The organism is Rickettsia monacensis, assembly GCF_000499665.2.
Taxonomy (GTDB): Bacteria; Pseudomonadota; Alphaproteobacteria; order Rickettsiales; family Rickettsiaceae; genus Rickettsia; species Rickettsia tamurae.
Genome location: NZ_LN794217.1, coordinates 442112 through 465491, shown reverse-complemented (window position 1 = coordinate 465491; position 23380 = coordinate 442112). Strand labels below are relative to the sequence as shown.

Genomic DNA, 23380 nt, shown 5'->3' with positions numbered 1-23380 from the left:
TTGAAAGTTTTTAATATGCGTGCTACAATGTAGCCACATTATTGAAAGAAGATTTTTATGTCTGCTGATTCTATTGTGCGAGCCCGTATTAATGAAGACGTGAAAGAAGAAGCAGCTTTAGTGCTTGCTGCTATGGGACTTACTTTATCTGATGCTGTTCGTATGCTGTTATTTCGTGTTGCTCGTGAAAAAGCATTGCCGTTTGAGCCGCTTATCCCAAATGATAAAACAATTAAAGCTATGAAAGCTGCAAGAAGCGACAAATTAGTTCATGTTGGTAATATCAATAATTTGTTATCTGATTTAAATGAGAACGATTAAACGTACTGCAAAGTTTAAACGTGACTATAAACGTGAAAAACGTAGAAAACATGGAATAAATTTGGATGATATTTTACTGAAAGCAGTTAGGTAACTTGGTTACTGATATAACATTACCTATACACATGAGAGATCATGCCCTTATAGGTAATTGAAAAGATTGTAGAGATTGTCATATTAAACCGGATTTAGTATTAATTTATAGAAAACCCAATGCTGACACATTGGAGTTAATACGATTAGGTTCACACAGTGAACTTGGTTTTTAATTATTTTGAAATGAACCGGGAACGAGTTCCCACAAAACCCATCTAACCATCCATAGTACTGAACAGTTTTTGAAAAGCGTTTGATGTCGCTCCTAGCTAAAAACGAGAAGGCATTGTTGCGTGGATCAATTTCACCTCTGTGTCATCCCGTGGCTTGACCACGGGATCCAGTTAAAAATACTAAAATTATTAGTATTTTTTATTGTTTTTATGGACCCCGTGGTCAAGCGAACTAGGTGACACAGTGGATTTTACCGGTCTACGCAACAATGCCAAACGAGAATGACATCAAAAAATCAAATAAACATTATGCTACTATACCGAAAATACTTTATAAAAAATATCTTACCGCTGCTTATAGTCGTTACTTTTTCAGTGACTAGTATAGTATGGATAACGCAAATATTAAAACTTTTATATTTATTTGATAAAGGTATAAAAGTTATGGACTTCTTCAGTTTAATAGTTTTAGTACTTCCTACTTTATTATTTATTCTGTTACCGGTAATAACGGTTATTGCCGTGATCTATATCTATAATAATTTAAAAGTCGAGCGACAATTAATTATATTACAAGCTTCAGGAGTTAATAATGTACAGCTAGCATTGCCTGCTTTATATGTCGCATTAATAGTTATGCTACTTGCTTATTATATATCTTCTATCATCCTGCCGTTATCTCATATAAACTTAAAATCACGTTTAAGCTTTATAAAGAATAATTATATATCAAGTATGATTGAAGAGAAAACTTTTAATAAAGTAACGAAAGATATCACTGTTTTTATAGATAAAAAATCAGCAGGGAATATTATGAACGGCGTAATAATATTTGATAATCGCAACGCTGATAACCCATCAGTAGTATTTGCGGGTTCAGGTACTCTTAATATATATGATAATAGCCCGATTTTTGAACTTAATAAAGGCATAAGACAAGAATATGACGTAAACGGTAATTTAACTCAGTTAACTTTCGATTCTTTAATGATAAAACTACAAAATGATAATCCTTTAGTATCACAAAGAACTAAACATAATAAAGAAGCAAACGAATATTATATAAGCGAATTACTTGCCCCTCCTCATGATTTAGCTATTACTAAAAAAATTAAATTAATTGCTGAAGCACATCAAAGAATAATTTGGCCTTTATATAATTTTGTATTACCTTTTTTAGCTCTTGCAGTTTTTTTGAGATATCCTTATAGCAAAAAGACAACTTTTATGCCGGTATTATTTTCTGCCTTAACAGTATTGCTAGTTACTTCAATTCATTTTATATTGCAAAATTTTGCCTCAAAAAATCTAGATTTTATTTTTGCTTGTTATTCCAATTTGGTTATTGCCTTAATGATCGGATTATATTTATATGTACGTAAAAGAATATAAATTTATTAGACTACTTTATTCCAAGTTCCACGAGGATTTTGAGTAAAACAATCAATTTTGTTTTCCTGTCCGGTAAATTTATTTATTTTAACTGTTAATTCTTTTAAATCTTCCGGTAAATCGGTTATTATAATTATCCTTTTGAAAACTCTTATATACTCTTTTGCTTGTAAAATTTTTCCTACATCCGTAGGCGAAATAATAACAAGCACACTAGCATTATTAGGATTTTGTAACTCATCGGTAATATAAATCGGCTGTTTTTCAGGCTGTGGATCAAGCTTACTACCGTGAGGTATAAATTGCTTACGTGAATAAGTCCAAAGATTTTTATTGAGCATTTCTTGGTGATCTGCATCTGCAGTTAATATCACGCTTTTAAGATCAGAGTGATAGCATTTTTCTATCAGAAGCAATATCGATTTTAGAAGTAATTCATCGCTTGTTTGATAAATACTAAATTGCTGCATAAAAATTTTATGTTATTTTTTATGAGAAAATTTAAGTGGTACGGATGAAGGGACTTGAACCCCCACGCCTCGCGGCACAAGAACCTAAATCTTGCATGTCTACCAGTTTCATCACATCCGCATATAGTAATGTCGTTACCGTAAGGCATTGTTGCATGGATTCGATGTCATTCCTGCCTCTGCGGGAATGACATCAAAGTATTTCCATCAAAAAATTATAATACACATCATATAATTTTTGTAAATCGCTAATTTTTGTGTATTCGTTTATTTTATGCGCCGTTTCGGATAATAAACCGAACTCTACTAACGGACAATAATTTTTGACGAATCTTGCATCCGACGTACCGCCGCTTGTAGAGAATTCAGGCTTTATTTTAAGCGTATGCTCTACTACTTTAGCAAATTCTTTTATTTTATCTCTAGGATTCTGAATAAAACTTTCAGCAGAACTACTATATTCTAACTTATAATCTACTTTATATTCTTTACAATTCTGTTTAATAATTTCTTCTATCTGTTTTGCTAAAGTTTCTGCACTATGTAAATTATTAAAACGTATATTGAAAAATGCTTCTGTACTTGCCGGAATTACATTTAAAGTATTATTACCGACATCGATATTCGTTACTTCAAGGTTAGAGCTTTGAAAAAATTCATTAGACCTCTTGGGAAACTCTACTTCTAGGGGTAATTTGTACGTCGATTCGGTACTCGCATCCTCACGTACGCTTGTGTACGCTGCGGTTCTGCGTTCCGTGTCTCCTTCAAATTCCTCCCTATAAGCGAGTTTCCCAAGAGGTCTAGTCCCTTGATCAAGTTTTATATTTGTTAACTCGTTCAATATTCTTATTAAGCAATGCAACGGATTATTTGCTTTATGAGGATAAGCTACATGCCCTGCTAAACCTTCTATATTTAATTTAAAGTTAACACTTCCTCTTCTGCCGATCTTAATTGTATCGCCTATTTCTTTTTCACAAGTGGGTTCACCGACAACGGCAAAATCAATTTTATGCCCTTGATTACGAATATATTGCAGCATTTCTTTAGTACCATGTTTTGCTTTTCCCTCTTCATCACTAGTAAGTAAGAAACTAACGGAACCTTTAAAATCGGTATTATTTTTTATAAAATCTAAACCGGCAGCTAGAAAGCACGCTATAGCCCCTTTCATATCCACCGCACCTCTGCCGTATATCTTTCCATCTTGCTCATGAGACTTAAATGGACTCGCATTATGCCAAAGCTTATGATTGCCTGCCGGCACTACATCTACATGCCCAACAAAGCAAATATTAGGCTCATTGCTACCGAAAACAGCATAAAGGTTAGTGACTTGCTCGCTTTTAGAATCGCCGAATATTTTTATTTCGGTCTTAAAGCCGTGTTTTTTAAGCAAATCATCAACATACTCAATAGCCCCATCGCTCTCAGGAGTTACAGACTTAAAACCAATCAAATCTTTTAAGTAGTTAATGTACATCAATTATTGCCAAAGAGAATTTAATTTGGTTTTTAGTTTGTTTTCAAAAAGCTTTATGGTTTCTTTATTTGCTTCAATTATATTTCTTTCATGTTCTAACTCTGCAATAATCTCTTCTTGAATTAAAAGAGAAGGAAGAGGGATTTTTTGTGCTAAAAGTATCTGAGCATTTATGTTTGCTTGATTATTAGATTGTTTAGCATAATTTTTAAGATTTTTTTGAAATAAATCAGTATTCATATATAAATTTAAAAATTTAGACAGTATTTTTTCTTGGTTGACAACTATTCTTATCAAATAAGAGGCAAAGCAATATTCTGACTCTGCTTCAAATATAGAATTCAAAACTATTGGTTCTGTTGAATAAAATATCCCCTTTATTAGGTTTAAATTGTCTAAAAGTTTCTTTATCAATTTTAACATATTTTATATCTGTAAACTCTAATAATCCCTTTTGTAAGTTTCCCATTCTAAGTATTTTTACCCTTCACCCTCTATATTCATGTCTTGTGAAAGACCATACTGCACTTTGTTATTACAAATGTCACCAATTTTATTTTCCATTGTTTATTTATTTCAAAACTGGGTTTCCAATTATCTATTATCTGTTTTGCCCCATCTATTATTTTTTGATAACTATCCAACTCCTCAACAATTTTTTGCTGTTCTTCAATAGGTGGAAGAAAAATTGCAATTTCGTCTAATTTAGTAATGGATATATATTTAGTTGTTTGGGTTGTACAAATATCTAATAACTTTTGTTCTAATGACTTACAGGTGTAAAATAAGAATTTTGGTAAAATTTGATCTGCATATTCCTCTTTAATAACTAACCAATTTATTTGTTGATTAGTAGTAAGCGGTATTTTAGAAAAAGCAACTTTGCCTATTGTTGCTGTACAAGATAGTAATATAGTGTTAGTAGGTAATAATTTTACACTAGTTTCTTCTAAGGCTTTTTCTGTAATTAAATTGTTTAGTTTTAAACGTTTTCCCCATTTTCCAAATCTTCTAAGGTAAACCAAGGTATATTATACCAATATTTTTGTTCTTTTCTTGAAGGGGTTGAACCATTATATATATGACATATTTTCGATAACTTTACCAAAGTAAACTTTTCCTTTTTTATCGCTTCTCTATAATGATTACCTACTAAGTTATACCCATTATTCTTTATTTTCTTTAAATCTATAATTTCAAATCCAAGTTCAAACATATTAGTTTTTAAATCAGGATTTTTATCTACCTTACTAATGTCTGAGGAATCAATTTTATTTAAATCATTTATACCAACCATTTTTCTTTTTTTATTGTCTAGAGTAACGTCAATATTCTTTTTGATTATTTGGCTTATGTGCATCGGTAAAATAAAGTATTGACGTTTTTACTCCCGTATAAGGTAAAAAAGTACCTTGCGGTAAAGAGATAACGAGTTGCAACTTTGCTTTTGATAGTAAAAATTGACGAACAGCAGCGGTGTTTTTCTGAATAAGAACCCTTCAGGTACTACCAATGCCATTCTACCACCCTCTTTTAAATTTTGCAGGCAATGCAAAACACAAGCAGCATCACCGTTATTTTTTGCAATGCCGTTATAATATGTATTAAATCTTAATTTTTCTAAATCTTCATCGGTATTAATTATATTATTTTCTTTGATATAATTAAAAGCTTCAGTTAAGAACCCACCGGTACTGCAAAAAGGATCATAAATTGTTTCTTTAAATTTAGGATCAACCAAATTAATAATGGTTTTAACGATAAAATATTCACCTAAATCATTTTCTGTTGATGTGGTTTTTTCTAGGAAATACTCAAATGCATCACCTTTTATATCCGTATCGATTGTAGATAAAATGAGAGGATCGATTGCATCAATAATATGACGAAGAGTATTGGAATTACTTAGAGAAATAGGCGTAAAAACATCACCACCGTATTTATTCTTAATTTGTTCTATAACATAGCTATTAATGTAACCAATAATATCATCGTTTGATTGTGCTTTGATATTATTCCACCAAGATTTTTCGTTGTTTTTGCTTAATAATTTTAAGAATAATATATTTGCAAACTCACTAAATCTTTCTATTCCTGCTCGGAGCCCTTCACTTCTTAAAAGATTATTCAAGTTTTTAAATATTGATATTAATTCTTCACGGGATACTTTAACTTCTTTCGGTATAGTCCAAGCTTCATTACTGTTTGCTTCTAAAAAAGCTAATAATTCTTTTTCACGCAGTAATTCCCTTACTTCATCATCGTTTAATATAAGCTCTTTATTATTTGAAACAAAACGAGCTTCGCAGTAAGCTCCGTTCATTGCGAACACTATAGGTACATCAAGCAATTTTGCATATTCCGCAGCTTGATCCAAAGCTTGCCTTAAATCCACTCCTGTTTTTTTTGCTTCTATTATTGCAATAGGTTTATCAATATTACTTTCCATATAAGATATAATCCGGTCTTTTTCCGTTTAATCTTGTCTGTTCTATTTTTGATTTTGGTTTTTGGAAATAAACATTCTTTTTAGTATCATTATCTATATACCATCCCTTATTTACAAGGTTATTGCTGATAATCCATTCGGTTTGCTGTTCTACTAACATAAGAATTGCTTAGATATTTTTATTTTGTAATTAATAATTATATCTTCTTACACTTATTATACAAGCTTATAAAAGTACAAAAAACAACTTTTTATCTCACTAAAAAATAAATTATTGCTGTGGATTTATATAGATTTTTGACTTTCTTAATGAATTTAAATAACTTATTATTATGAGCCTAATATTAAAATCATGAGTATAAATAACCAGTTAAGAGAATTAATTAAATCAGGCACTTTTGCCGGTATATTATTAATTATTGCTTTTACTTTAGCAATAATTGTCAGCAATAATATTTTCCTAGCAAAATATTATTCTTCTTTTATTTACAGTAAATTTTCTTTAACAATAGGAAATGTAAGTTTACAAACAACTTTTATAGAGTTAGTTAATGACGGTCTCATGACTTTCTTCTTTTTATTAATAGGTTTAGAGATGAAATTTCACCTAGTAGAAGGTGAATATAAAAATAAAAAAACTAATATTACCTGCGGCGGCAGCCCTTGGTTGGAGGTGTGGTAGTTCCTGCCCTAATGTATATGTTTTTTAATTATGATAAACTGGGATTAATAAAAGGATGGGCTATTCCTATAGCAACTGATACTGCTTTTGTCCTTGGTATTTTATCCTTTTTCAGCCGACATATATCTTTAGAATTACGAGCTTTTATTATAGGTTTCTCATTAATTGACGATGCTATACTAGCCTTGTTTTATATTAAAACAATCAATACTCCGGCATTACTAATTTCCTCTGTAATTATATTCATCTTGTTTATATTGAATTATCGACAAGTTAAACAATTATTTTATTATATAATTGTAGGTTTATTATTATGGATTAGTATGGTGGAGTCAGGTATTCACGGTACTTTATGCGGAACCATTATAGCACTTTTTATACCTGTTAATGGATAATATTTGGTTTATTTGTAGGTAAGCAATTAGGTATTATGCTATTTTCATATCCATTTGTAAAATTTAAACTCTGTAATTTGCCAAGTGATACTTCATGGTTAAAATTTTATTCTATAGCTATACTTGGAGGAATTGGATTTACCCTAAGTTTATTTATAGGTAGTATTACGTTTGAGAGTAGTTGTCCTTCAAACTCTATGAGAGCTGCAGTAATAATAGGCTCTTTAATCTCTGCATTATTTGGCGTAGCCGTTCTAAAATATTGTACTAGAAAAGAGTAAAGCGTCTTGAAGATGATAACCGCAGCGTACATACTAGTACGTGAGGATTATCAGCAAGAAACAACGTAGCTAATTTTCAAATTAAACGAGTATACTCATTAAATAACGATGATAGGATTTTAATATATTTTTGTTTGGAAAAACAGGATATGGTACTATATAGATAGTATTAGAAGAAGGAATCGCTTTTTCAAGCTTATTTAGCATAAAAGGCATATTATAATTATGCTCTACTAAAATTATTGAAGTAAGATTGTAAGTTACAATAAAATCAACCGCTTTCTTAATATTATCTTCTTCAGACATTATTTTATTCGGAGCAAGTATTACTTGCTGTTCTATTACGCTATGTTCTTTTAGCAAATTTTTTAATTGCCCTGTAGATTCTATACCGGTAATAAATAATATAGGGGCATAGCCTGCCTTAAGCATTGCAATACCGGTTTCAATTTTATGTCCCCCTCCTGCAAATACTATTATTGCATTAGTGGTATTACTATTAAACTTATAAGAATTTATTAAATATAAATAATAACCAAAACCAACAATCCAAAGAGCAAAAATTGCTAAAATTGTGAGTAAAAATTTTCTGATCATTTAAATATTTTATTAAATTCAGTTTGAATAATTTTATCAAATTCAGACATTTCAATATGAATTCCTAACTGATTTAAAGATGTTACTAAAGAATTTTCAAGTCCACAAGGAATAATCCCACTAAACTTACTTAAATCTGTTGAAATATTTATAGCTACACCGTGATATGTAACCCATTTTCTTACTCTAACACCTATTGCAGCAATTTTAGCAAATTCATCTTTCCTTACTTTTACCCAAATTCCTACTTTATCTTTAATAATATATGCTTTAATTCCAAAATAATTTAAGCTATTTATAATCCATTTTTCAAGCATTTTTATATATAGCTTTAAATCTTTGTGGCGATTTGGTAAGGCTAAATTAAGAATTGGATAAATAACACGCTGACCCGGTCCATGAAAAGTAAATTTACCGCCACGTCCTGTGTAAATTACCGGAATGTCACCAAAATCTAATACTTCTTCTGAGTTGTAATTAGTACCGGCTGTATATACTTCCGAATGCTCAACTAAATAAACAATTTCCGGCTCATTAGTATCAATTACCTTATTAACATGGTCTTCCATTAACTTCAAAGTAACCGAGTAATCAGTGAGACACGGTATTATTATGAATTGTACCATATTAATTGCCTAACTCGGATTTATATTTCAATATTAATGCATCTAAAATTGCTATTGTTTCAACATCTAAATCACCGGAAAAGTTACTAGGACGAAAATGCATTTGAAACGAAATTATAACATCTTTCATTTTAGAATCTAAAATTCTGGTAGCTTCAAGTTTATAACCGTATGTAATAAATTTTTGCTGAATTGCTTTAATATCGGTTATATCAACTTGTGACAATAGATCGTTAAACACCTGTTCATCATACCAAGCTCCAATATCGTTATCATATAATAGTTTCCAAGGAAATAGTGGACCTGGGTCCTGTTTTCTACCTGAAGCAATATCAGAATGCCCAACTACTCTAGTAGGTTTAATATCATATCTAGCAATAATCTGTTTACACAAACTTATAACACTATTAATTTGTTGCTTTGAATAAGGCAGCCAGGTTATATTATTGTTTTTTGCATTTACTTCAAAAGCAGGATTTACGATTTCAATACCGATTGATGTATCATTAATACGCTCATGACCTTGCCAGTAACTTACTCCGGCATGCCATGCTCTATCATGCTCTTCTACTAATTGAAATATATATTCAGGGTTTTCATTGTTTATTAAATAATGGCTACTTAACCTTTCACCAGTTAAAAAATCTAAAGATTGCTTAAAATCACACTGTGTATAATGTAGCACTAGGAATTTAATACGTTTATCAAATCCCACAGCTCTATAAGATGTTTTATCGATTACTATCATAGATAAAAATTTTAAAGGATGTCACTATTGTATGTTTTTTTCTATGTCATTCTTGTAAAAGCTTGCTCGCAATGATGATTTGGTATCTATACAAAGATAGCGTCAAGTATAACAAGAAAAATTTTGATGGTGCCGGATATCGGATTTGAACTGATGACCTACCGCTTACAAGGCGGTTGCTCTACCACTGAGCTAATCCGGCATATTAATATGATTATAGAGAAAAGATATGGTCTGGACCACGGTATCTAGAAAAATAGCTTGTAATAGTCAAATTTACTAGATCCCGTGATCAAGCCGCGGGATGACACAGGTGTGAAATTGATCCACACAGTCATGCCTGCTCGCAATGACGAAAACACACTATAAACTAAGCTTCGTTAGATTCCTTTTTACTTGGTCTAGCTTTGCGGTTTTTTGCTTTAACTTCCATTTCCTTTTTAACTTTCTCAGGAAGAGTAACACCCGCTTGTTCAATAAATTTTGCGACTCGCTCAGTTGGTTTAGCACCGGTGCCAAGCCAATATTCTATACGATCTTTTTTTAAAACCACACGCTCACTATTATCTGAAGCAAGCATTGGATTATAAGTTCCGACTTTTTCTAAAAAGTCACCGTCACGAGGTGCTGTTGCATTAGCTACTACTACACGGTAAAAAGGACGCTTTTTAGCACCGCCTCTAGCTAAACGAATTTTTACTGCCATATATTACTTACAATTATTTTATTTTTTCTTCTTTAAAAAGAACATGTTTTCTAACTACTTTATCATACTTACGAAAAGAAAGTTTCTCGGTTTGGGTCTTCGGATTACGTTTTTTTACCCAAAAAACACCTGTGCCGGCAGTACTTACTAGCCTTACCAAAACATTTTTATTTTTCTTTGCCATTAGCTGACACCTTAAATCAAGATATTATTTTATTATTCTAAGAAAAGCAGAATAAAACGAAATTGAAAAATAGTCAAGTAAAATACTCTACATACTTAATTATATGGATCGATTTTACTTATGGCATCCCGCGACTTGATCGCGGGATCCAATAATAAATACTAAATAATTTTAGTATTTATTATTGTTTTTCTAGATACCGTGGTCAAGCCACGGTATGACACCAAATGCTTAAACGAGTTACCGTCCAAATAAGCGTTCGATATCCTTAAGCTTCAACTCAATATACGTAGGTCTACCGTGATTACATTGACCTGAAAACGGCGTATTTTCCATTTGACGCAGTAAAGCATTCATCTCGTCCGCTGATAATTTTCGTCCTGCTCTAATAGAGTAATGACAGGCATAAGTTTCCGTCACATGCTCTATTAACTCCGTCAAAGCTATATTCTCACCAAAATCCGATAAATGATCAGCGAGATCCTGAATTAACTTTTGTACGTTTACGTCTCCAAGGATATTTGGAATTTCAGTTACTATAATAGATTTTTCGCCGAATTTTTCTAGAGTTAAACCGAGTTTATATAGTTTTTCTCTATGTTCATATAAACAATCTGCTTTTTTTTCATTTGGCAGTTCTACTATCTCAGGGATAAGCAAACGCTGTTTGATTAACTCTTCCGTTTTAAGGTAATCTTTTATTTTTTCATACCCTAAACGTTCATGTGCTGCATGCTGGTCGGTAATCACTATACTATCTTCGGTTTGTGAAATAATATAAGTCGTATGAAGTTGTGTTTTAGCTGCCCCAAGTTTATATTGTTTACGGGTTTGCTGTTCATGTTCTATACGGTTTTCTATTTCTTGTTCTATTTTAGCATGTGGTAATGTATCGATTAATTTTTGACAAACATGATTTTGAGGAACTTTATTAAGTGTAGAATGATTAGTAGGTCTATAATCTGCCGATTTACTATTAACATTTATAGCTTTGCTTATCTGTGGTTGTTTGTTGACTAAAGGATTTTTAAATAGTTCAAGAGTATCAGTTGCAATAGTAGTAGAAGTAACATGGCTTTTATTTGTTAAAGCATTTTTAATTGCTTCTATTAATAAGTTTCGCACATAATTCGGGTCATGAAATCTTACCTCTACTTTTGCCGGATGTACGTTAACGTCAACAAGTTGCGGATCAACTTGTAAGAATATAGCACATAGCGGATAACGATCACGAGCTAAATAATCTTGATATGCTACCCTTAAAGCTACCTGTAATAATTTATCTTTTACCGGTCTATTATTAATAAATAAAAACTGATCTTCACTTGAAGCTCTATTATATGTCGGGATACTAGTATAGCCGCAAATAGAGAAATCAGGTGTTTTGAAATCTATATAAGCGGCATTTTTTATAAAATCATCGCCTATAACATCAATTATACGCTGTTTTAGGTTAGTTTCTGCATCTTTATTTTGTCCCTTTAGTTTTAATAAATTCTTGCCGTCATGTGTTAAACTAAAAGAAATTTCAGGATGTGCTAGAGTGATTTTCTTAACCACATCTACAGTTGCTGCAAGCTCTGTTTTATCAGCTCTAAGAAATTTTAAACGTGCAGGTGTTGCGAAAAATAAATCACGTATCTCTATTTTAGTACCTTCATTATGAACAGAAATAGTAACTTGTTTTTCATTGCCACCGATTAATTTAATCTGAAATGCTTTGTCAGCCCCTTGTTTCTTGGAAGTAATTAGCATTTTGCTAATGGCAGCAATAGACGGCAGTGCTTCGCCCCTAAAACCGAAAGTATGAATATTTAGAAAATCACTTTCATCAAGCTTAGAAGTTGTATGACGTTCAACGGCAATTTCTAACTCCTTATCAGTCATACCGATACCGTCATCGGAAATAATGATTAGATTTTTACCGGCACGTTCTAAGATAATATCTATTTTAGTACTACCTGCATCAACAGCATTTTCAACTAATTCCTTTACTACCGATGCGGGTCTTTCTATAACCTCACCGGCAGCAATTCGGTTAATAGTACTTTCCGAAAGAAACTTGATAGTCATTTTGTTACTAATTTAAATTTCTTACTACAATATGGGCAGATAACTTCCTTTTTTTCTTTATCTATCTCTAAATAAACTTTTGGATGGTCATATGGAGGTTCTTTGCCCTGGCAAGATACAGATGCATCAACGCTATTAACAATTTCCATAGATTTATACATTATTTCTTTAAGTGAAATCTAATATAAGTTACTTTTAAATAAAAGACAAATATTACTTGATTAACTTATGGAATCCATCTCTGTCATACCGTGGTCAAGCCACGGTATGACACCGAATGCGTTTTTCGATCTATACAACAACACTGGTATATTTATAAGGAGGTAAAAATGAAAGACAAAGTAGCAGTTATTACCGGTTCTACTAGCGGTATTGGGTTTGAGATAGCAAAACATTTTGCAAAACTTGAGTCTAAAATAGTTATTAACGGTTTTGCAAAAGAAGATGAAATAGCCAAAATTTCAGCAGAATTGAAAGAACTTGGTGCAAGTAGTTTATTTTATCAAGGAATAAATTTGGCAGAACCTGATGAAATTCGTTCTATGTTTGAGAGAATAATAAAAGAATTCGGTAAAATAGACATATTAGTAAATAATGCAGGTATTCAGCATGTTGCTCCTATCGATGAACTTCCTGAAGATAAATGGGAGCAAATTTTGTGTATAGATTTAATAGCCTCTATACTATAAAATATGCAATACCGATTATGAAAAAAACGGCTTCGGGCGAATTGTTAACATCGCTTCCGCTCATGCATATGTCGCATCACCTTTTAAGTCGGCATATGTAGCAGCAAAGTACAGTATCCTTGGGCTTACCAAAACCGTTGCTTTAGAAGTAGCTGAGAATAATATTACAGTTAATGCTATCTGTCCCGGTTACGTCAACACACCATTAGTAAGGAATCAAATAGCAGATACTGCTAAAGCTAGACATATCAGTGAAGAATCAGCGTTAAGGGATGTAATCCTTAAATCTCAAGCTACGAAAAAATTTGTAGAAGCTGATGAAATAGCAAACTTAGTAATATTCTTATGTGACGAAAAAGCATCATCAATAACAGGTAGTGGACTCTTGATAGATGGCGGCTGGACGGCACAGTAGTTTTTAATTCTTAATATTTGTTAGTTATTGAGAAATAACTAACAATAAAAACTTCTTGCAAAAATTTAATTTACTCCTTTACACTTGAAATAAACCAAAAATTTTATTCAAGGAGGAATTTATGCCAGAAAAAAAAACATCTACATTTTCAAACTGAAGAAACTGAATTAAATAGAGTAAAAAATGCCAAATTAATTCATTTTAAAGATGAACTGGGCAGACCCATAGATGGGCAATTAGTTATAGGAGAAGTTGAGGTAAAGCGTAATTTGGGTAAGTTTAAAAAAGCTCTAGCCTATCTTGGAATTATTAAAAATACCAAAAAAGTTATTAAAGAAGAAAAATATACGGAAAAAGTAGTAAGCAAAGAAGAGAAAATTATAGGCACCTATGAATTAGGCAATTTTACTAATAATAAGAATTCCATAGAGAACTTTTTAAACAACTTAGATTTCCATGAAGAAAAACTTTACGCATATGATCTTAGTGGTACAAAAGTTGGAGAAGTAGGTGATTTTGGAAAAGTAGTATTAGATGAGAATATTAAGCTTGATGAAACTATTCTTCAAAAAAATGGAAAATTCTTAGATTTAGAAGGTAAAGCTTTACAAAATCAAAATCAGTTTATACAAAACAAGTAGTGGAGTTTATCATTTAAACACTTCTACAGACATAAAATATTTTGATGAATATATTAAGACTTCAAAAGGTGTTACGAATCTTAACACAAAGCCCGTAAAAAGTGCTCTTAAAGGTAGCAGAGACGCTGCAAAAATAGGAGAAAAACTACGAAAACAACAAGAAGAACAGAAATTTGCAGGAATTAAAAAGCCAAAAGGTGCTAAACTTACAAAAGTAGGAATTCCGGTAGTTCCCACTAGATAGATAACTAGGTTATAAGTACTTGACCATTATAACGTGTATATTATAATAGTTATGACCAAATTAATATGTACGTTATAATAGTCATAATAAATATATGAAAAGGATTTAAAAATCACTTGCAAGAAAATAGGCAAATGATTTTTATAGAAGGAGCCCGTCAAGTCGGTAAAACTACTTTAGCTAAAAAAGTAATAGATAAAAACTACTACTTAAATTGGGATGAAGAAAAAGCACGTTTGCTAATTTTAAAAGGAACAACAGCAATAGCAGATTTTATAGGTCTACATATTCCGGATCAAAATAATCCTATTGTGATTTTTGATGAGTTACATAAATTCTCAAACTGGCAAACTTTTTTAAAAGGATTTTATGATGTTGGAGAACAAGCTCACATTATAGTTACCGGCAGCTCAAAGCTTGGAGTATATAAAAAAGGCGGTGATAGTATGATGGGAAGATATTTCCCATATCGTATGCACCCTTTGACACTTGCTGAAGTAATAGAAAATTTTAGTAGTCTAACCAAAGAAATAAATCTACCAAAAAAAATATCTGAAGAACAATTTGAATCCTTATTTAAATTTGGTGGTTTTCCTGATCCTTATCTTAAGAATTCTTCCACATTTTGGCATAGATGGAAAAAAACTAAAAATACTCAGCTTTTTAAAGAAGATATTAGAGAGTTAACACAAATCCAAGAGTTATCTCAAATGGAAGTCTTAGGAAGCTTTTTGACTTCCTCTATAGGAAGACAAGCATCTTATAGCTCTATTGCAAATAAAATTAAAGTATCAATTCCAACCATTACAAGATGGCTTGAGTCATTTGAGTCGTTTTTTTATAGTTATCGTATTTATCCATGGTCAAATAATATTCCTAGAAGTTTAATAAAAGAGCCGAAAATATATCTATGGGACTGGTCGCTCATAGAAGATATGGGAGCAAGATATGAAAATTTTATTGCAAATCATTTATTCAAATTCTGTCATTTTTGGAGTGATTTAGGATTTGGTGAATATAAATTATATTTTATTAGAGATAAACAAAAGAAAGAAGTAGATTTTTTAGTAACAAAAAATAACAAACCATGGATGTTAGTTGAAGCTAAAACTTCTTCAAATCAAGAATTAAACTCAAATTTAAAATATTTTCAAGAACTTTTAAATTGCCCTTTTGCCTTTCAAGTAGTATTTAATATGGAATATAAAGAGATTGATTGCTTCAGTTATAATTATCCTGTAATTGTTCCTGCTAAGACTTTCTTATCTCAATTAGTTTAAAGATCACTCATATAAATCATATTTAACACTTTATAAATGATGTAACTTGTCTATAATAACTAATTAGTAATTAAGTTATTTAAAGCTCGATGAATAGGTCTAAGTTCATTTTTTTATCTGCTATTTCAGGTAATATACTCGAATATTATGATTTTACGGTATATTCAGTTTTTTCGCTGATTATTGGACAAGTTTTTTTTCCAGACGAATCAGAATTCATTAGAATTCTTCTAAGCCTTGGAGTATTTGCGGTTGGCTTTTTGACAAGACCTATAGGGGGCATATTATTTGGTTATATCGGTGATAGATACGGTAGACGTATCGCTTTAATAATCTCGATGCTAGGTATGACTATTCCGACCTTTGTTATGGGTCTCATACCCTCATATGCAAGTATTGGGATTTATGCCCCTATAACTCTAGTTATAATGCGGCTTATTCAAGGTTTATGTATTAGCGGTGAAGGAACGGGAGCGGCTATTTTTATCCTTGAACATCGTCAAAATTTAAGACCGGGTTTTACAGCAGGTTTAGTACATGGTTCAAATATTGCCGGTACGTTAATCGCAACATTTATCGGTATTATAATCGAACGTTATTTCTCTCATATAGATTTTGCTTGGCGTTTTGCTTTTCTGCTTGGCGGATTTATGGGTCTTGCCGGATTTTACTTGCGGTTGCGTGTATCGGAAACACCGATTTTTAAAATGCTTGAGAAAAAGAAACAAGTTCTTAAAGCACCTTTTTCCAATGTAATTAGAACTGCTTGGAGATCGATGTTTTTAACTATGTGTATAGGTACTATCGCTAGCAGCGTTATGTATTTAGTAAAAACATATATAAATGTTTTCTATTATAATGTAATGCATCTTAGTAATACTATTGCTTTATCATATTTAGCGTACAGTTCGTTTATTGCGATGATAGCGATGCCGCTTGCCGGCGGTACTGCCGATATTATCGGAAAATTTAAAATGGCAATGCTTGTTGGTGTTGCTATCTTGATATTGATTTTACCGACCATGTTACTTATGTCAGCAGAAGAGATGTGGCAACAAATTATAGCTCTTACAATGCTTGGTATGCTCGCAGGAAGTATAGCAGGTACGGCTTATATATTAGTTATATCCTTGTTTACGGCAGAACAAAGATTTACCGGTGTGGCTTTCAGCTACAATTTTGCAATAGCGATATTCGGTGGAACTTCACCTATTATTTCTCGTTGGCTTGTAGAGCATACAGGCTTATTTTATGCTCCGGCTTTTTATATCATGATCATTGCTGCTGTATTTTTAGTGATTATGTATAGGATGAGAAAAGTAATTAAACGAATTATTAATTAAATATGAATATGGAAAATATAGTAAACTCAGCTCCATTTTGTGACAGGCGTGAGGAGCGAAGCCTATATACTAATAGGCGAGCCGACGAACAACGAAGCACAAAGTGGGGATCAGTTTACTATAGAGAAATAACAAGTAGTTGGTTTACTGATTTACGTGATTTATTGTGCAAAGAATTTGAAAAAATCGAAGAAGAATATGCACAGACAAAAGGTTTAAAACCGGCTAAGTTTGTACGCACAAGCTGGCAACGTAACGGCGGCGGTGGCGGTGTTATGTCTCTTATGAAAGGAGAAGTATTTGAAAAAGTCGGGGTTAATATATCTACCGTATTCGGTGAATTTTCTCCCGAATTCCGTAGCGAAATTCCAGGAGCAGAGCTAGACGGGAAATTCTTTGCAACAGGCATTTCATTAGTCGCACATCTTAAATCGCCGTTAATCCCTGCTATGCATTTCAATACTCGTTATATAGAAACTTCTAAAAGTTGGTTTGGCGGCGGTGGCGATTTAACACCTTTTTATCCGGAAGAAAACGAAACTGCAAAGTTTCATGCAGCTTTTAAAGAAGCGTGCGATAAGTATGATTCTAGCTATTATCCTAAATTCAAAAAGCAATGTGACGAATATTTTTATCTAAAGAATCGAAAAGAGCCGAGAGGAGTAGGCGGAATATTCTATGATTACTTAAATAGCGGTAATTTTGAACAGGATTTTGCCTTTACACAGGATGTAGGTAAGGCTTTGTTGTCGGTATATCCCGAAATCGTTAGAAGTAAGTTATTTTTACCTTGGACAACTGAGCAGAAAGAATACCAACTTATAAGGCGAGGTAGATATGTAGAATTTAATTTGCTATATGACCGCGGTACTAAATTCGGCTTAATGACCGATGGAAATGTCGAAGCAATATTAATGTCATTGCCACCTGAAGTAAAGTTTAATTGACTTTGTGGAAGTTCTATATAGAATCATAACCGAAATAGCGTTTTGCTATTTCGGTGTGTCGAAACCTCTGTCAAAAGTGAGAGTATTTTTCACAAAACCAATGCAATCCTTGGCTTCACGGTCTATATAGTGAATGCATTGAATTAGGTGACATTTCTATTTCATCTTTTAATTTTTAAATAACATATCTCATATCGTAAATGGGTTGGCATTAGCGATATTCGCTATATCCTTAAAAAAATAAAATATTTCTTAGTTGAGATTACTTTTTTATCGGTTTTATTTTCCAAGGCCGTTTTAGCGTTTTTACCTCCTATTTTACCTGCAACATTATTTTCTTCCATGCCTGTTGCATTATTAGTTTCCGCTACCTGACGAGTAGATAATTCAGCAAGAGCAGTAAAAATTAATTCTGCTTAGTTCATGTGATCACGTAAATTTTGATTTGTTAAGCCCTTTATATTTTTGTGTTCTTTAACAGTTATACCAGCCTATTCTTGATGAATAATATTAGTTAATATAGCAAATTCATTCTCTTTTGTTACTTCATGATTTTTCCAGTAATCAGTTAATTTATTTCGTGTTTCCTGCCCCATCATACGTTGTTGAATCCATTTCTCGCTACGACCGTGCCGTTTGCAATTATCCCTTGCTCTATCAATTGACTTTTCCGGATCAGAAATTTCTTGAATCCTCTCATAACCGACTTTAGCAAGCCATTGTTAAACGGTTCTGCTTTTGGAGACGGAATAGATTGTATAATACGAAGTAATGACTCTGTATTTGCACAATCTGTTAATCTCATTTTGCCGTCAGGAACTTTCAATTTCAAACCGTGACAATTTGTCACGACTTCACTTTCTTCCTGATTTAATCTTTGCTTAAGTTTACGCCAATAAGCACTAGAATCGGCACTATCAATCAATGCTCCTACTACATCAACTACTGAAAACCACCATTCGTTATTATGCAAAACTCCTCTAATGGTTTTATCTTTAAAAATTACTAACATAACCCCGATTATGGATAAGGAATAGAGAGGAAGGAAGGTTGCAAGAGTTATTAAACCTTATATAAATAGGGCACTGAAGGAGCAAAATAAAGGTTTAATAACATGTGTAAATATACTACAATATTTTGTATAGTAGATAAATTTTGTAAAATTTATGAGAAATGGGTAAAACATCAATTGCTGAAAAGTAATAAGCAAAGATTTAGAGAAGGTAAGCTTTCCTTAAGTGAAGAACTCTCAATAATGATTTTTACCATTTTAGTGCATATAAACATTTAAAAGCTTATTACCAAAACTTTATTATTAATGGTAATTTGTTCAGGAATCCACCTTGTTATGAGAGATTTGTTCAGCTTATTCCTTCATTATTTCTGCCATTGATTGTGATGTTACATTACTTAAGTGGGAAAAGAACGGGAATTTATTATGCAGATTCCACACATTTTGCAGTATGTAAAAATATCAGAATTAATTCTAACAGAACTTTTAATAATCTTGCAAAAATGGGACGTAGTTCTGTCGATTGGTTTTTTGGATTCAAGCTTCATATGATAATCAATGATAAGGGAGAAATTATTGCTGTTAAAATTACCAAAGGTAATGTTGATGACAGAATTGCATTTGAAGCAATGGTTATCAAAAAGGTCTAAAAGGTAAGTGTTATGATGATAAGGGGTTTATTTCAGAAAAAATGTTTACAAAACTTTATAAGCAAGGTTTAATAAAAATTACCGGAATAAGAAAGGATATGAAAAACTATTTATTACCTCTTTTGGATAAAATCCTTTTAAGGAAGAGATTCATTATCGAAACCATTTTTGGCTACATAAAAGAGAATTTTAATATTACTCCTTCCAGACATCGATCACCTATTAATTTCTTTACTTCTCTATTCTCTGCTCTTATTGCTTACCAACTTAAACCTAATAAACCATGTATTTCTTATCCATAATCAGGGTTAAATAATTAAAACTTAAGTTTTGTACCTATAAGACCAACAGTACCTCGTGTTGTTTTACTAGGTGCTTCAGGGTAATATACAGGTTTACCTTTAGCTTGGAAATGAGAAATTTCAGCATATGGTAATAAACCAGGCATAATCTTATATTCAGTAGCGAGGCTTACAGCATCAACGGTGTTTTTATATCTTGAAGTTTTAAGATATTCAAGACTTGTTTTTATAGGTCCTTGTCCATAAGCAACTGCTCCATTGTAATAATAGGTATCACGACCGATTTTATAATATTCCTTAGCGGTTAAGCTTTTACCTAAATTACCGTAAGAAGCCCCAAAAGAGAAATTACCGTAAGTAAATACAGTTCCAAGATTATATGCTTTTAAATTAGAAAGCTTATAAGTATTAAGCACTTGGATTGTAGTTCCTTCTCTTTTAGCATGAATAAGACGACGAGCAGGTTTACCGTATTCTCCGGTAACGGATAATTTTAAGTTTGCATCTTCACTAATTTCATGTTCATAAGTTAAGCCGGCAGAAAAAGCATCTCGAATATTCTGATTTATAGTCATAGTTTCGCCGTTTCCTAAGGTAACCGTTTTTATTCCGGTTTTAGAAACACTAATCCCGTTTCTTCCTGAACTTTCAAGTGTTAAATTATTTATATCTTTATTACCGCCTGTATTAGCAGTGTCCGGAGTATAAGAGATACCAGCTTGGAAGCCTTTCATTTTAGGCGTGAAAAAGTTGAGTCTTCTAGCTTTTTCAGTTTTTTCATTGATTTGATCAAAAGAGTTCGAGTATGATTCAAGATAAAAGCTAGCACTAGTATCAAAATCCGGTTTTAAACCGTTATATCTCATATACTGACCATCAAGTAGAGCATATCTATAACATCCTCCGGTACCTGCGGTTACTTGAGAGCCGGTAACACGCAACTTAGCACTTGCATCGACAGGAGAGCCTAATTCTACTTTACCGTAACTAGTTTCAATAAAGATATGTGATCCGTTATAACTTGCAGAGGTTTTTGCTCTTGTAGTAGGCTGAAGCACTATTTTAGCACCTACTATTACATCATTGATAGTTTTAGCAATAGTTGCTGCAAACGCTGCTTCCGTGTAAAACCCTAACTTTTTCCTGTTATCAGTTACATTTTTATCAAATAAAATTAAATGATCCTGTTTAATATAACCGCTTTCAAATAAATAGAATCCTTCTAATTTTATTTCAGTATCAGAATTAGAAATAACAGGTGTTGGATTTTCTTCGGCAAGACCAGCCGATGCAAGGCAAATAATACTTGCAGCTAATAATAATTTTTTCATTTTAATAAAGTCCCTATAAACTTAAATAATAAAAATTTACTATACAATTATTAATACTAAATAAATTTTTAGTATTAATAAATATAAATCAACTATGTTAAAATATAATAATTCTTTTCAGAATTGACAATAAAAAACTTTGTAATAATTTAATTTAAAGTACATAATGTTGCATTATTATCATTATCATTATTCAAGTAGTCTCAGACTTATAGTTTTAAAGAAAAATTTTGTATTGTAAATAATTATGAGTTATAATCATTAGTTTATTAATTAAATTAAGTTTTGACTATGGCTATAATGTCAGATAAGTGGATAAAAGAAGCTGTTATAAATCAAAGTATGATAAGGCCCTTTACGGAAAAGCAGGTAAGAGTTCATAATAAAGAAAAGATTATTTCTTACGGCTTATCTTCTTACGGCTATGATGCTAGAGTATCTAATGAATTTAAAATATTCACCAATATAAATTCTACTACGGTTGATCCAAAAAATTTCAGTGAATATAATTTAGTTGATAGAGAAGTAGATGTGTGTATTATTCCACCTAATAGTTTTGCCCTTGGCAGAACTATAGAATATTTTAAAATACCGCGTGATGTATTAGTTATTTGTGTCGGCAAGTCCACTTATGCAAGATGCGGTATAATAGTAAATGTGACTCCGTTAGAACCGGAGTGGGAAGGACATGTAACTTTAGAGTTTTCTAATACTACTCCATTACCTGCTAAAATATATGCAAATGAAGGAGCTTGTCAGTTTTTATTTTTAAAAAGTGATCAAATTTGTGATACTTCATATGCCGATCGACAAGGAAAATATATGAAACAAGTAGGCGTAACTTTACCGTTAACATAACTTTTTTATGTAAGAGCCTGTTCGCGATCTTAATTTTAAAGCTAATTAAAATCTTTTTAGCTGCAAATTATAAGATTTTTTGAAATAAGAATACTATTCCTACAAAAACCTTATTAATTTTCGCTTAAAAACCTGTTTGATTATCAATCAAAATAAAATCGTGAACAGGCTCTAAAAAATTATATTAAATTTTTAATAAGGACTTTTATGAGTACAATAAACACCAATACTAATGAGGCAATGCCGCATATTTCCGTTAATGCACAATATATAAAAGATTTATCTCTTGAGAATCCTTCTGCCCCGTCTTCTCTTGCGGCTTTGGATCAACGTCCTCAAATTGATTTATCTCTAGATATAAATATTACTAATTTATCGGAAGAAAATTTCTATGAAGTAGAGTTAAATATCGAAGCAATTGCAAGAAATGAGAAATATAAATTATTTCAGATAGAATTAAAATATGCCGGAGTATTTAATTTAATTAATATTGATTCTGAACAACATCCGATTTTATTATCCGTTCATTGTCCGGCAATGATATTTCCATTTGCTAGAAAAATTATAGCTAGCTGTACTCAAGATGCAGGATTCCAACCTTTAATGATTGATCCTATAGATTTTGGTGCCTTATATCATAAGAAAATGTCGGAGCATCAAAATTAAGAAAATCTTTAATTATTTAACCACGATTATGGATAAGAAATACATGGTTTATTAGGTTTAAGTTGGTAAGCAATAAGAGCAGAGAATAGAGAAGTAAAGAAATTAATAGGTGATCGATGTCTGGAAGGAGTAATATTAAAATTCTCTTTTATGTAGCCAAAAATGGTTTCGATAATGAATCTCTTCCTTAAAAGGATTTTATCCAAAAGAGGTAATAAATAGTTTTTCATATCCTTTCTTATTCCGGTAATTTTTATTAAACCTTGCTTATAAAGTTTTGTAAACATTTTTTCTGAAATAAACCCCTTATCATCATAACACTT

General features: G+C 31.7%; 31 protein-coding genes, 2 tRNA genes and 3 pseudogenes. 15 read left to right on the top strand and 21 right to left on the bottom strand.

All coding sequences use genetic code 11. The annotated features are described in order from the left end of the window. Positions 1-57 precede the first annotated feature (57 nt). Complete coding sequence (locus RMONA_RS02365) at positions 58-321, top strand: type II toxin-antitoxin system RelB/DinJ family antitoxin (RefSeq protein ID WP_023507480.1); 264 nt, start codon at positions 58-60, stop codon at positions 319-321. 176 nt (positions 322-497) lie between these two features. Then, a complete protein-coding gene (locus RMONA_RS11620) occupies positions 498-590 on the top strand; it encodes a type II toxin-antitoxin system RelE/ParE family toxin (RefSeq protein WP_082068292.1) in 93 nt (30 codons plus the stop codon). A 108-nt stretch (positions 591-698) separates the two neighbouring features. On the opposite strand, the pseudogene RMONA_RS11375 reads toward RMONA_RS11620, so the two are convergent. Continuing rightward, a pseudogene (locus RMONA_RS11375) lies at positions 699-863 on the bottom strand (tRNA lysidine(34) synthetase TilS); the annotation flags it as partial. Between the two features lie 36 nt (positions 864-899). Here RMONA_RS11375 and RMONA_RS02360 point away from each other — a divergent pair. After that, positions 900-1982, top strand: a complete 1083-nt coding sequence (locus RMONA_RS02360) for an LptF/LptG family permease (RefSeq protein ID WP_023507478.1) — start codon at positions 900-902, stop codon at positions 1980-1982. Positions 1983-1987: 5 nt separating this feature from the next. Here RMONA_RS02360 and RMONA_RS02355 read toward each other — a convergent pair whose 3' ends face one another. The 8 genes from RMONA_RS02355 to RMONA_RS10165 all read right to left on the bottom strand — a co-directional run bounded on the left by RMONA_RS02355 (position 1988) and on the right by RMONA_RS10165 (position 6547). Next, positions 1988-2452 (bottom strand): DNA polymerase III subunit chi, encoded by a 465-nt coding sequence (locus tag RMONA_RS02355; RefSeq protein ID WP_023507477.1) that lies wholly within the window; start codon positions 2450-2452, stop codon positions 1988-1990. A gap of 36 nt (positions 2453-2488) precedes the next feature. After that, a tRNA-Leu gene (locus RMONA_RS02350) sits at positions 2489-2573 on the bottom strand. Positions 2574-2645: 72 nt separating this feature from the next. Beyond that, positions 2646-3938: a succinyl-diaminopimelate desuccinylase gene (dapE, locus tag RMONA_RS07955; RefSeq protein ID WP_023507476.1), complete on the bottom strand. Its 1293-nt coding sequence runs from the start codon at positions 3936-3938 to the stop codon at positions 2646-2648. 3 nt (positions 3939-3941) lie between these two features. Further along, positions 3942-4352 carry a restriction endonuclease subunit S gene (locus RMONA_RS02335; RefSeq protein WP_157699815.1) on the bottom strand — a complete coding sequence of 137 codons (411 nt, stop codon included), beginning with the start codon at positions 4350-4352 and terminating at the stop codon, positions 3942-3944. 86 nt (positions 4353-4438) lie between these two features. Beyond that, positions 4439-4963: a restriction endonuclease subunit S gene (locus RMONA_RS02330; protein ID WP_023507474.1), complete on the bottom strand. Its 525-nt coding sequence runs from the start codon at positions 4961-4963 to the stop codon at positions 4439-4441. Continuing rightward, positions 4921-5298, bottom strand: a complete 378-nt coding sequence (locus RMONA_RS07950; protein ID WP_023507473.1) for a restriction endonuclease subunit S domain-containing protein — start codon at positions 5296-5298, stop codon at positions 4921-4923. Before RMONA_RS07950 ends, RMONA_RS02330 begins: the two co-directional genes overlap by 43 nt. 24 nt (positions 5299-5322) lie before the next feature. After that, a complete protein-coding gene (locus RMONA_RS07945) occupies positions 5323-6387 on the bottom strand; it encodes an N-6 DNA methylase (protein ID WP_023507472.1) in 1065 nt (354 codons plus the stop codon). Next, positions 6377-6547, bottom strand: a complete 171-nt coding sequence (locus tag RMONA_RS10165) for a hypothetical protein (protein WP_023507471.1) — start codon at positions 6545-6547, stop codon at positions 6377-6379. The genes RMONA_RS07945 and RMONA_RS10165 overlap by 11 nt, the downstream gene beginning before the upstream one ends. Positions 6548-6739: 192 nt before the next feature. On the opposite strand from RMONA_RS10165, the pseudogene RMONA_RS10860 reads away from it, so the two are divergent. Then, positions 6740-6970: pseudogene (locus RMONA_RS10860) on the top strand (Na+/H+ antiporter NhaA); the annotation flags it as partial. Between the two features lie 40 nt (positions 6971-7010). Beyond that, positions 7011-7745: pseudogene (locus tag RMONA_RS10855) on the top strand (Na+/H+ antiporter NhaA). Positions 7746-7826: 81 nt separating this feature from the next. Here RMONA_RS10855 and RMONA_RS02300 read toward each other — a convergent pair. The 8 genes from RMONA_RS02300 to RMONA_RS07930 all read right to left on the bottom strand — a co-directional run bounded on the left by RMONA_RS02300 (position 7827) and on the right by RMONA_RS07930 (position 12840). Further along, on the bottom strand, positions 7827-8342 hold the full coding sequence (locus RMONA_RS02300) for a YdcF family protein (protein WP_023507467.1): 516 nt from the start codon (positions 8340-8342) through the stop codon (positions 7827-7829). Continuing rightward, positions 8339-8968 (bottom strand): lipoyl(octanoyl) transferase LipB, encoded by a 630-nt coding sequence (lipB, locus tag RMONA_RS02295; RefSeq protein ID WP_023507466.1) that lies wholly within the window; start codon positions 8966-8968, stop codon positions 8339-8341. Before lipB ends, RMONA_RS02300 begins: the two co-directional genes overlap by 4 nt. A gap of 1 nt (position 8969) precedes the next feature. Further along, positions 8970-9716 (bottom strand): N-acetylmuramoyl-L-alanine amidase, encoded by a 747-nt coding sequence (locus tag RMONA_RS02290; RefSeq protein WP_023507465.1) that lies wholly within the window; start codon positions 9714-9716, stop codon positions 8970-8972. Between the two features lie 127 nt (positions 9717-9843). Next, positions 9844-9918, bottom strand: a tRNA-Thr gene (locus RMONA_RS02285). Positions 9919-10086: 168 nt separating this feature from the next. Next, entirely contained in the window at positions 10087-10422 is a 336-nt protein-coding gene (gene rpsP / locus RMONA_RS02280; protein WP_023507464.1) for a 30S ribosomal protein S16, read from the bottom strand. Between the two features lie 13 nt (positions 10423-10435). Then, a complete protein-coding gene (rpmG, locus tag RMONA_RS02275; protein WP_004997072.1) occupies positions 10436-10606 on the bottom strand; it encodes a 50S ribosomal protein L33 in 171 nt (56 codons plus the stop codon). A 240-nt stretch (positions 10607-10846) separates the two neighbouring features. Next, a complete protein-coding gene (mutL, locus tag RMONA_RS02270; RefSeq protein WP_023507463.1) occupies positions 10847-12679 on the bottom strand; it encodes a DNA mismatch repair endonuclease MutL in 1833 nt (610 codons plus the stop codon). After that, complete coding sequence (locus RMONA_RS07930) at positions 12676-12840, bottom strand: zinc-finger domain-containing protein (protein ID WP_008579257.1); 165 nt, start codon at positions 12838-12840, stop codon at positions 12676-12678. Before RMONA_RS07930 ends, mutL begins: the two co-directional genes overlap by 4 nt. Positions 12841-13008: 168 nt before the next feature. Here RMONA_RS07930 and RMONA_RS10850 point away from each other — a divergent pair, with 168 nt between their 5' ends. The 6 genes from RMONA_RS10850 (at position 13009) to hemF (ending at position 18238) form a co-directional block, all read left to right on the top strand. Next, a complete protein-coding gene (locus tag RMONA_RS10850) occupies positions 13009-13368 on the top strand; it encodes an SDR family NAD(P)-dependent oxidoreductase (protein ID WP_023507462.1) in 360 nt (119 codons plus the stop codon). 1 nt (position 13369) lies between these two features. Beyond that, on the top strand, positions 13370-13783 hold the full coding sequence (locus tag RMONA_RS10845) for an SDR family oxidoreductase (RefSeq protein ID WP_096001060.1): 414 nt from the start codon (positions 13370-13372) through the stop codon (positions 13781-13783). Between the two features lie 269 nt (positions 13784-14052). After that, the gene (locus RMONA_RS10145; protein WP_023507461.1) at positions 14053-14424 is read left to right on the top strand and encodes a hypothetical protein; all 372 of its coding nucleotides are present in this window, start codon (positions 14053-14055) and stop codon (positions 14422-14424) included. A gap of 360 nt (positions 14425-14784) precedes the next feature. Next, entirely contained in the window at positions 14785-15948 is a 1164-nt protein-coding gene (locus RMONA_RS02255; RefSeq protein WP_023507459.1) for an ATP-binding protein, read from the top strand. 89 nt (positions 15949-16037) lie between these two features. Beyond that, complete coding sequence (locus tag RMONA_RS02250) at positions 16038-17291, top strand: MFS transporter (RefSeq protein WP_023507458.1); 1254 nt, start codon at positions 16038-16040, stop codon at positions 17289-17291. 2 nt (positions 17292-17293) lie between these two features. After that, on the top strand, positions 17294-18238 hold the full coding sequence (hemF, locus tag RMONA_RS02245; RefSeq protein ID WP_023507457.1) for an oxygen-dependent coproporphyrinogen oxidase: 945 nt from the start codon (positions 17294-17296) through the stop codon (positions 18236-18238). Positions 18239-18462: 224 nt separating this feature from the next. Here the strand turns inward: hemF and RMONA_RS09770 are convergent, their stop codons facing one another. Together RMONA_RS09770 and RMONA_RS02240 are read right to left on the bottom strand one after the other, a co-directional pair. Then, positions 18463-18582, bottom strand: a complete 120-nt coding sequence (locus RMONA_RS09770) for a phage antirepressor protein (RefSeq protein ID WP_197539764.1) — start codon at positions 18580-18582, stop codon at positions 18463-18465. Positions 18583-18833: 251 nt separating this feature from the next. Then, a complete protein-coding gene (locus tag RMONA_RS02240; protein WP_023507455.1) occupies positions 18834-19250 on the bottom strand; it encodes a BRO-N domain-containing protein in 417 nt (138 codons plus the stop codon). Between the two features lie 386 nt (positions 19251-19636). On the opposite strand from RMONA_RS02240, the gene RMONA_RS10840 reads away from it, so the two are divergent. Next, positions 19637-19900, top strand: coding sequence for a transposase (locus tag RMONA_RS10840; RefSeq protein ID WP_023507103.1), 264 nt, complete (start codon positions 19637-19639; stop codon positions 19898-19900). Between the two features lie 41 nt (positions 19901-19941). After that, on the top strand, positions 19942-20202 hold the full coding sequence (locus RMONA_RS10835; RefSeq protein WP_023507102.1) for a transposase: 261 nt from the start codon (positions 19942-19944) through the stop codon (positions 20200-20202). 14 nt (positions 20203-20216) lie between these two features. Here RMONA_RS10835 and RMONA_RS02225 read toward each other — a convergent pair whose 3' ends face one another. Further along, positions 20217-21533 (bottom strand): porin, encoded by a 1317-nt coding sequence (locus RMONA_RS02225; RefSeq protein WP_023507454.1) that lies wholly within the window; start codon positions 21531-21533, stop codon positions 20217-20219. Positions 21534-21824: 291 nt separating this feature from the next. Here RMONA_RS02225 and dcd point away from each other — a divergent pair, with 291 nt between their 5' ends. Further along, the gene (gene dcd, locus RMONA_RS02220; protein ID WP_008579544.1) at positions 21825-22391 is read left to right on the top strand and encodes a dCTP deaminase; all 567 of its coding nucleotides are present in this window, start codon (positions 21825-21827) and stop codon (positions 22389-22391) included. A 207-nt stretch (positions 22392-22598) separates the two neighbouring features. Then, complete coding sequence (gene secB, locus RMONA_RS02215) at positions 22599-23057, top strand: protein-export chaperone SecB (RefSeq protein ID WP_023507453.1); 459 nt, start codon at positions 22599-22601, stop codon at positions 23055-23057. 26 nt (positions 23058-23083) lie between these two features. Here secB and RMONA_RS07920 read toward each other — a convergent pair whose 3' ends face one another. Beyond that, complete coding sequence (locus RMONA_RS07920) at positions 23084-23344, bottom strand: transposase (protein WP_023507102.1); 261 nt, start codon at positions 23342-23344, stop codon at positions 23084-23086. Positions 23345-23380 lie beyond the last annotated feature (36 nt).

Bases quoted from the DNA above. Each gene is read 5' to 3' on its own strand.
- RMONA_RS02365 (WP_023507480.1), top strand. From the start codon at position 58: ATGTCTGCTGATTCTATTGTGCGAGCCCGTATTAATGAAGACGTGAAA.
- RMONA_RS02360 (WP_023507478.1), top strand. From the start codon at position 900: ATGCTACTATACCGAAAATACTTTATAAAAAATATCTTACCGCTGCTT.
- RMONA_RS02355 (WP_023507477.1), bottom strand. From the start codon at position 2,452: ATGCAGCAATTTAGTATTTATCAAACAAGCGATGAATTACTTCTAAAA.
- dapE (WP_023507476.1), bottom strand. From the start codon at position 3,938: ATGTACATTAACTACTTAAAAGATTTGATTGGTTTTAAGTCTGTAACT.
- RMONA_RS07950 (WP_023507473.1), bottom strand. From the start codon at position 5,298: ATGCACATAAGCCAAATAATCAAAAAGAATATTGACGTTACTCTAGAC.
- RMONA_RS07945 (WP_023507472.1), bottom strand. From the start codon at position 6,387: ATGGAAAGTAATATTGATAAACCTATTGCAATAATAGAAGCAAAAAAA.
- RMONA_RS10165 (WP_023507471.1), bottom strand. From the start codon at position 6,547: ATGTTAGTAGAACAGCAAACCGAATGGATTATCAGCAATAACCTTGTA.
- RMONA_RS02300 (WP_023507467.1), bottom strand. From the start codon at position 8,342: ATGATCAGAAAATTTTTACTCACAATTTTAGCAATTTTTGCTCTTTGG.
- lipB (WP_023507466.1), bottom strand. From the start codon at position 8,968: ATGGTACAATTCATAATAATACCGTGTCTCACTGATTACTCGGTTACT.
- RMONA_RS02290 (WP_023507465.1), bottom strand. From the start codon at position 9,716: ATGATAGTAATCGATAAAACATCTTATAGAGCTGTGGGATTTGATAAA.
- rpsP (WP_023507464.1), bottom strand. From the start codon at position 10,422: ATGGCAGTAAAAATTCGTTTAGCTAGAGGCGGTGCTAAAAAGCGTCCT.
- rpmG (WP_004997072.1), bottom strand. From the start codon at position 10,606: ATGGCAAAGAAAAATAAAAATGTTTTGGTAAGGCTAGTAAGTACTGCC.
- mutL (WP_023507463.1), bottom strand. From the start codon at position 12,679: ATGACTATCAAGTTTCTTTCGGAAAGTACTATTAACCGAATTGCTGCC.
- RMONA_RS07930 (WP_008579257.1), bottom strand. From the start codon at position 12,840: ATGTATAAATCTATGGAAATTGTTAATAGCGTTGATGCATCTGTATCT.
- RMONA_RS10850 (WP_023507462.1), top strand. From the start codon at position 13,009: ATGAAAGACAAAGTAGCAGTTATTACCGGTTCTACTAGCGGTATTGGG.
- RMONA_RS02250 (WP_023507458.1), top strand. From the start codon at position 16,038: ATGAATAGGTCTAAGTTCATTTTTTTATCTGCTATTTCAGGTAATATA.
- hemF (WP_023507457.1), top strand. From the start codon at position 17,294: ATGAATATGGAAAATATAGTAAACTCAGCTCCATTTTGTGACAGGCGT.
- RMONA_RS09770 (WP_197539764.1), bottom strand. From the start codon at position 18,582: ATGGAAGAAAATAATGTTGCAGGTAAAATAGGAGGTAAAAACGCTAAA.
- RMONA_RS02240 (WP_023507455.1), bottom strand. From the start codon at position 19,250: ATGTTAGTAATTTTTAAAGATAAAACCATTAGAGGAGTTTTGCATAAT.
- RMONA_RS10840 (WP_023507103.1), top strand. From the start codon at position 19,637: ATGTTACATTACTTAAGTGGGAAAAGAACGGGAATTTATTATGCAGAT.
- RMONA_RS10835 (WP_023507102.1), top strand. From the start codon at position 19,942: ATGTTTACAAAACTTTATAAGCAAGGTTTAATAAAAATTACCGGAATA.
- RMONA_RS02225 (WP_023507454.1), bottom strand. From the start codon at position 21,533: ATGAAAAAATTATTATTAGCTGCAAGTATTATTTGCCTTGCATCGGCT.
- dcd (WP_008579544.1), top strand. From the start codon at position 21,825: ATGGCTATAATGTCAGATAAGTGGATAAAAGAAGCTGTTATAAATCAA.
- secB (WP_023507453.1), top strand. From the start codon at position 22,599: ATGAGTACAATAAACACCAATACTAATGAGGCAATGCCGCATATTTCC.
- RMONA_RS07920 (WP_023507102.1), bottom strand. From the start codon at position 23,344: ATGTTTACAAAACTTTATAAGCAAGGTTTAATAAAAATTACCGGAATA.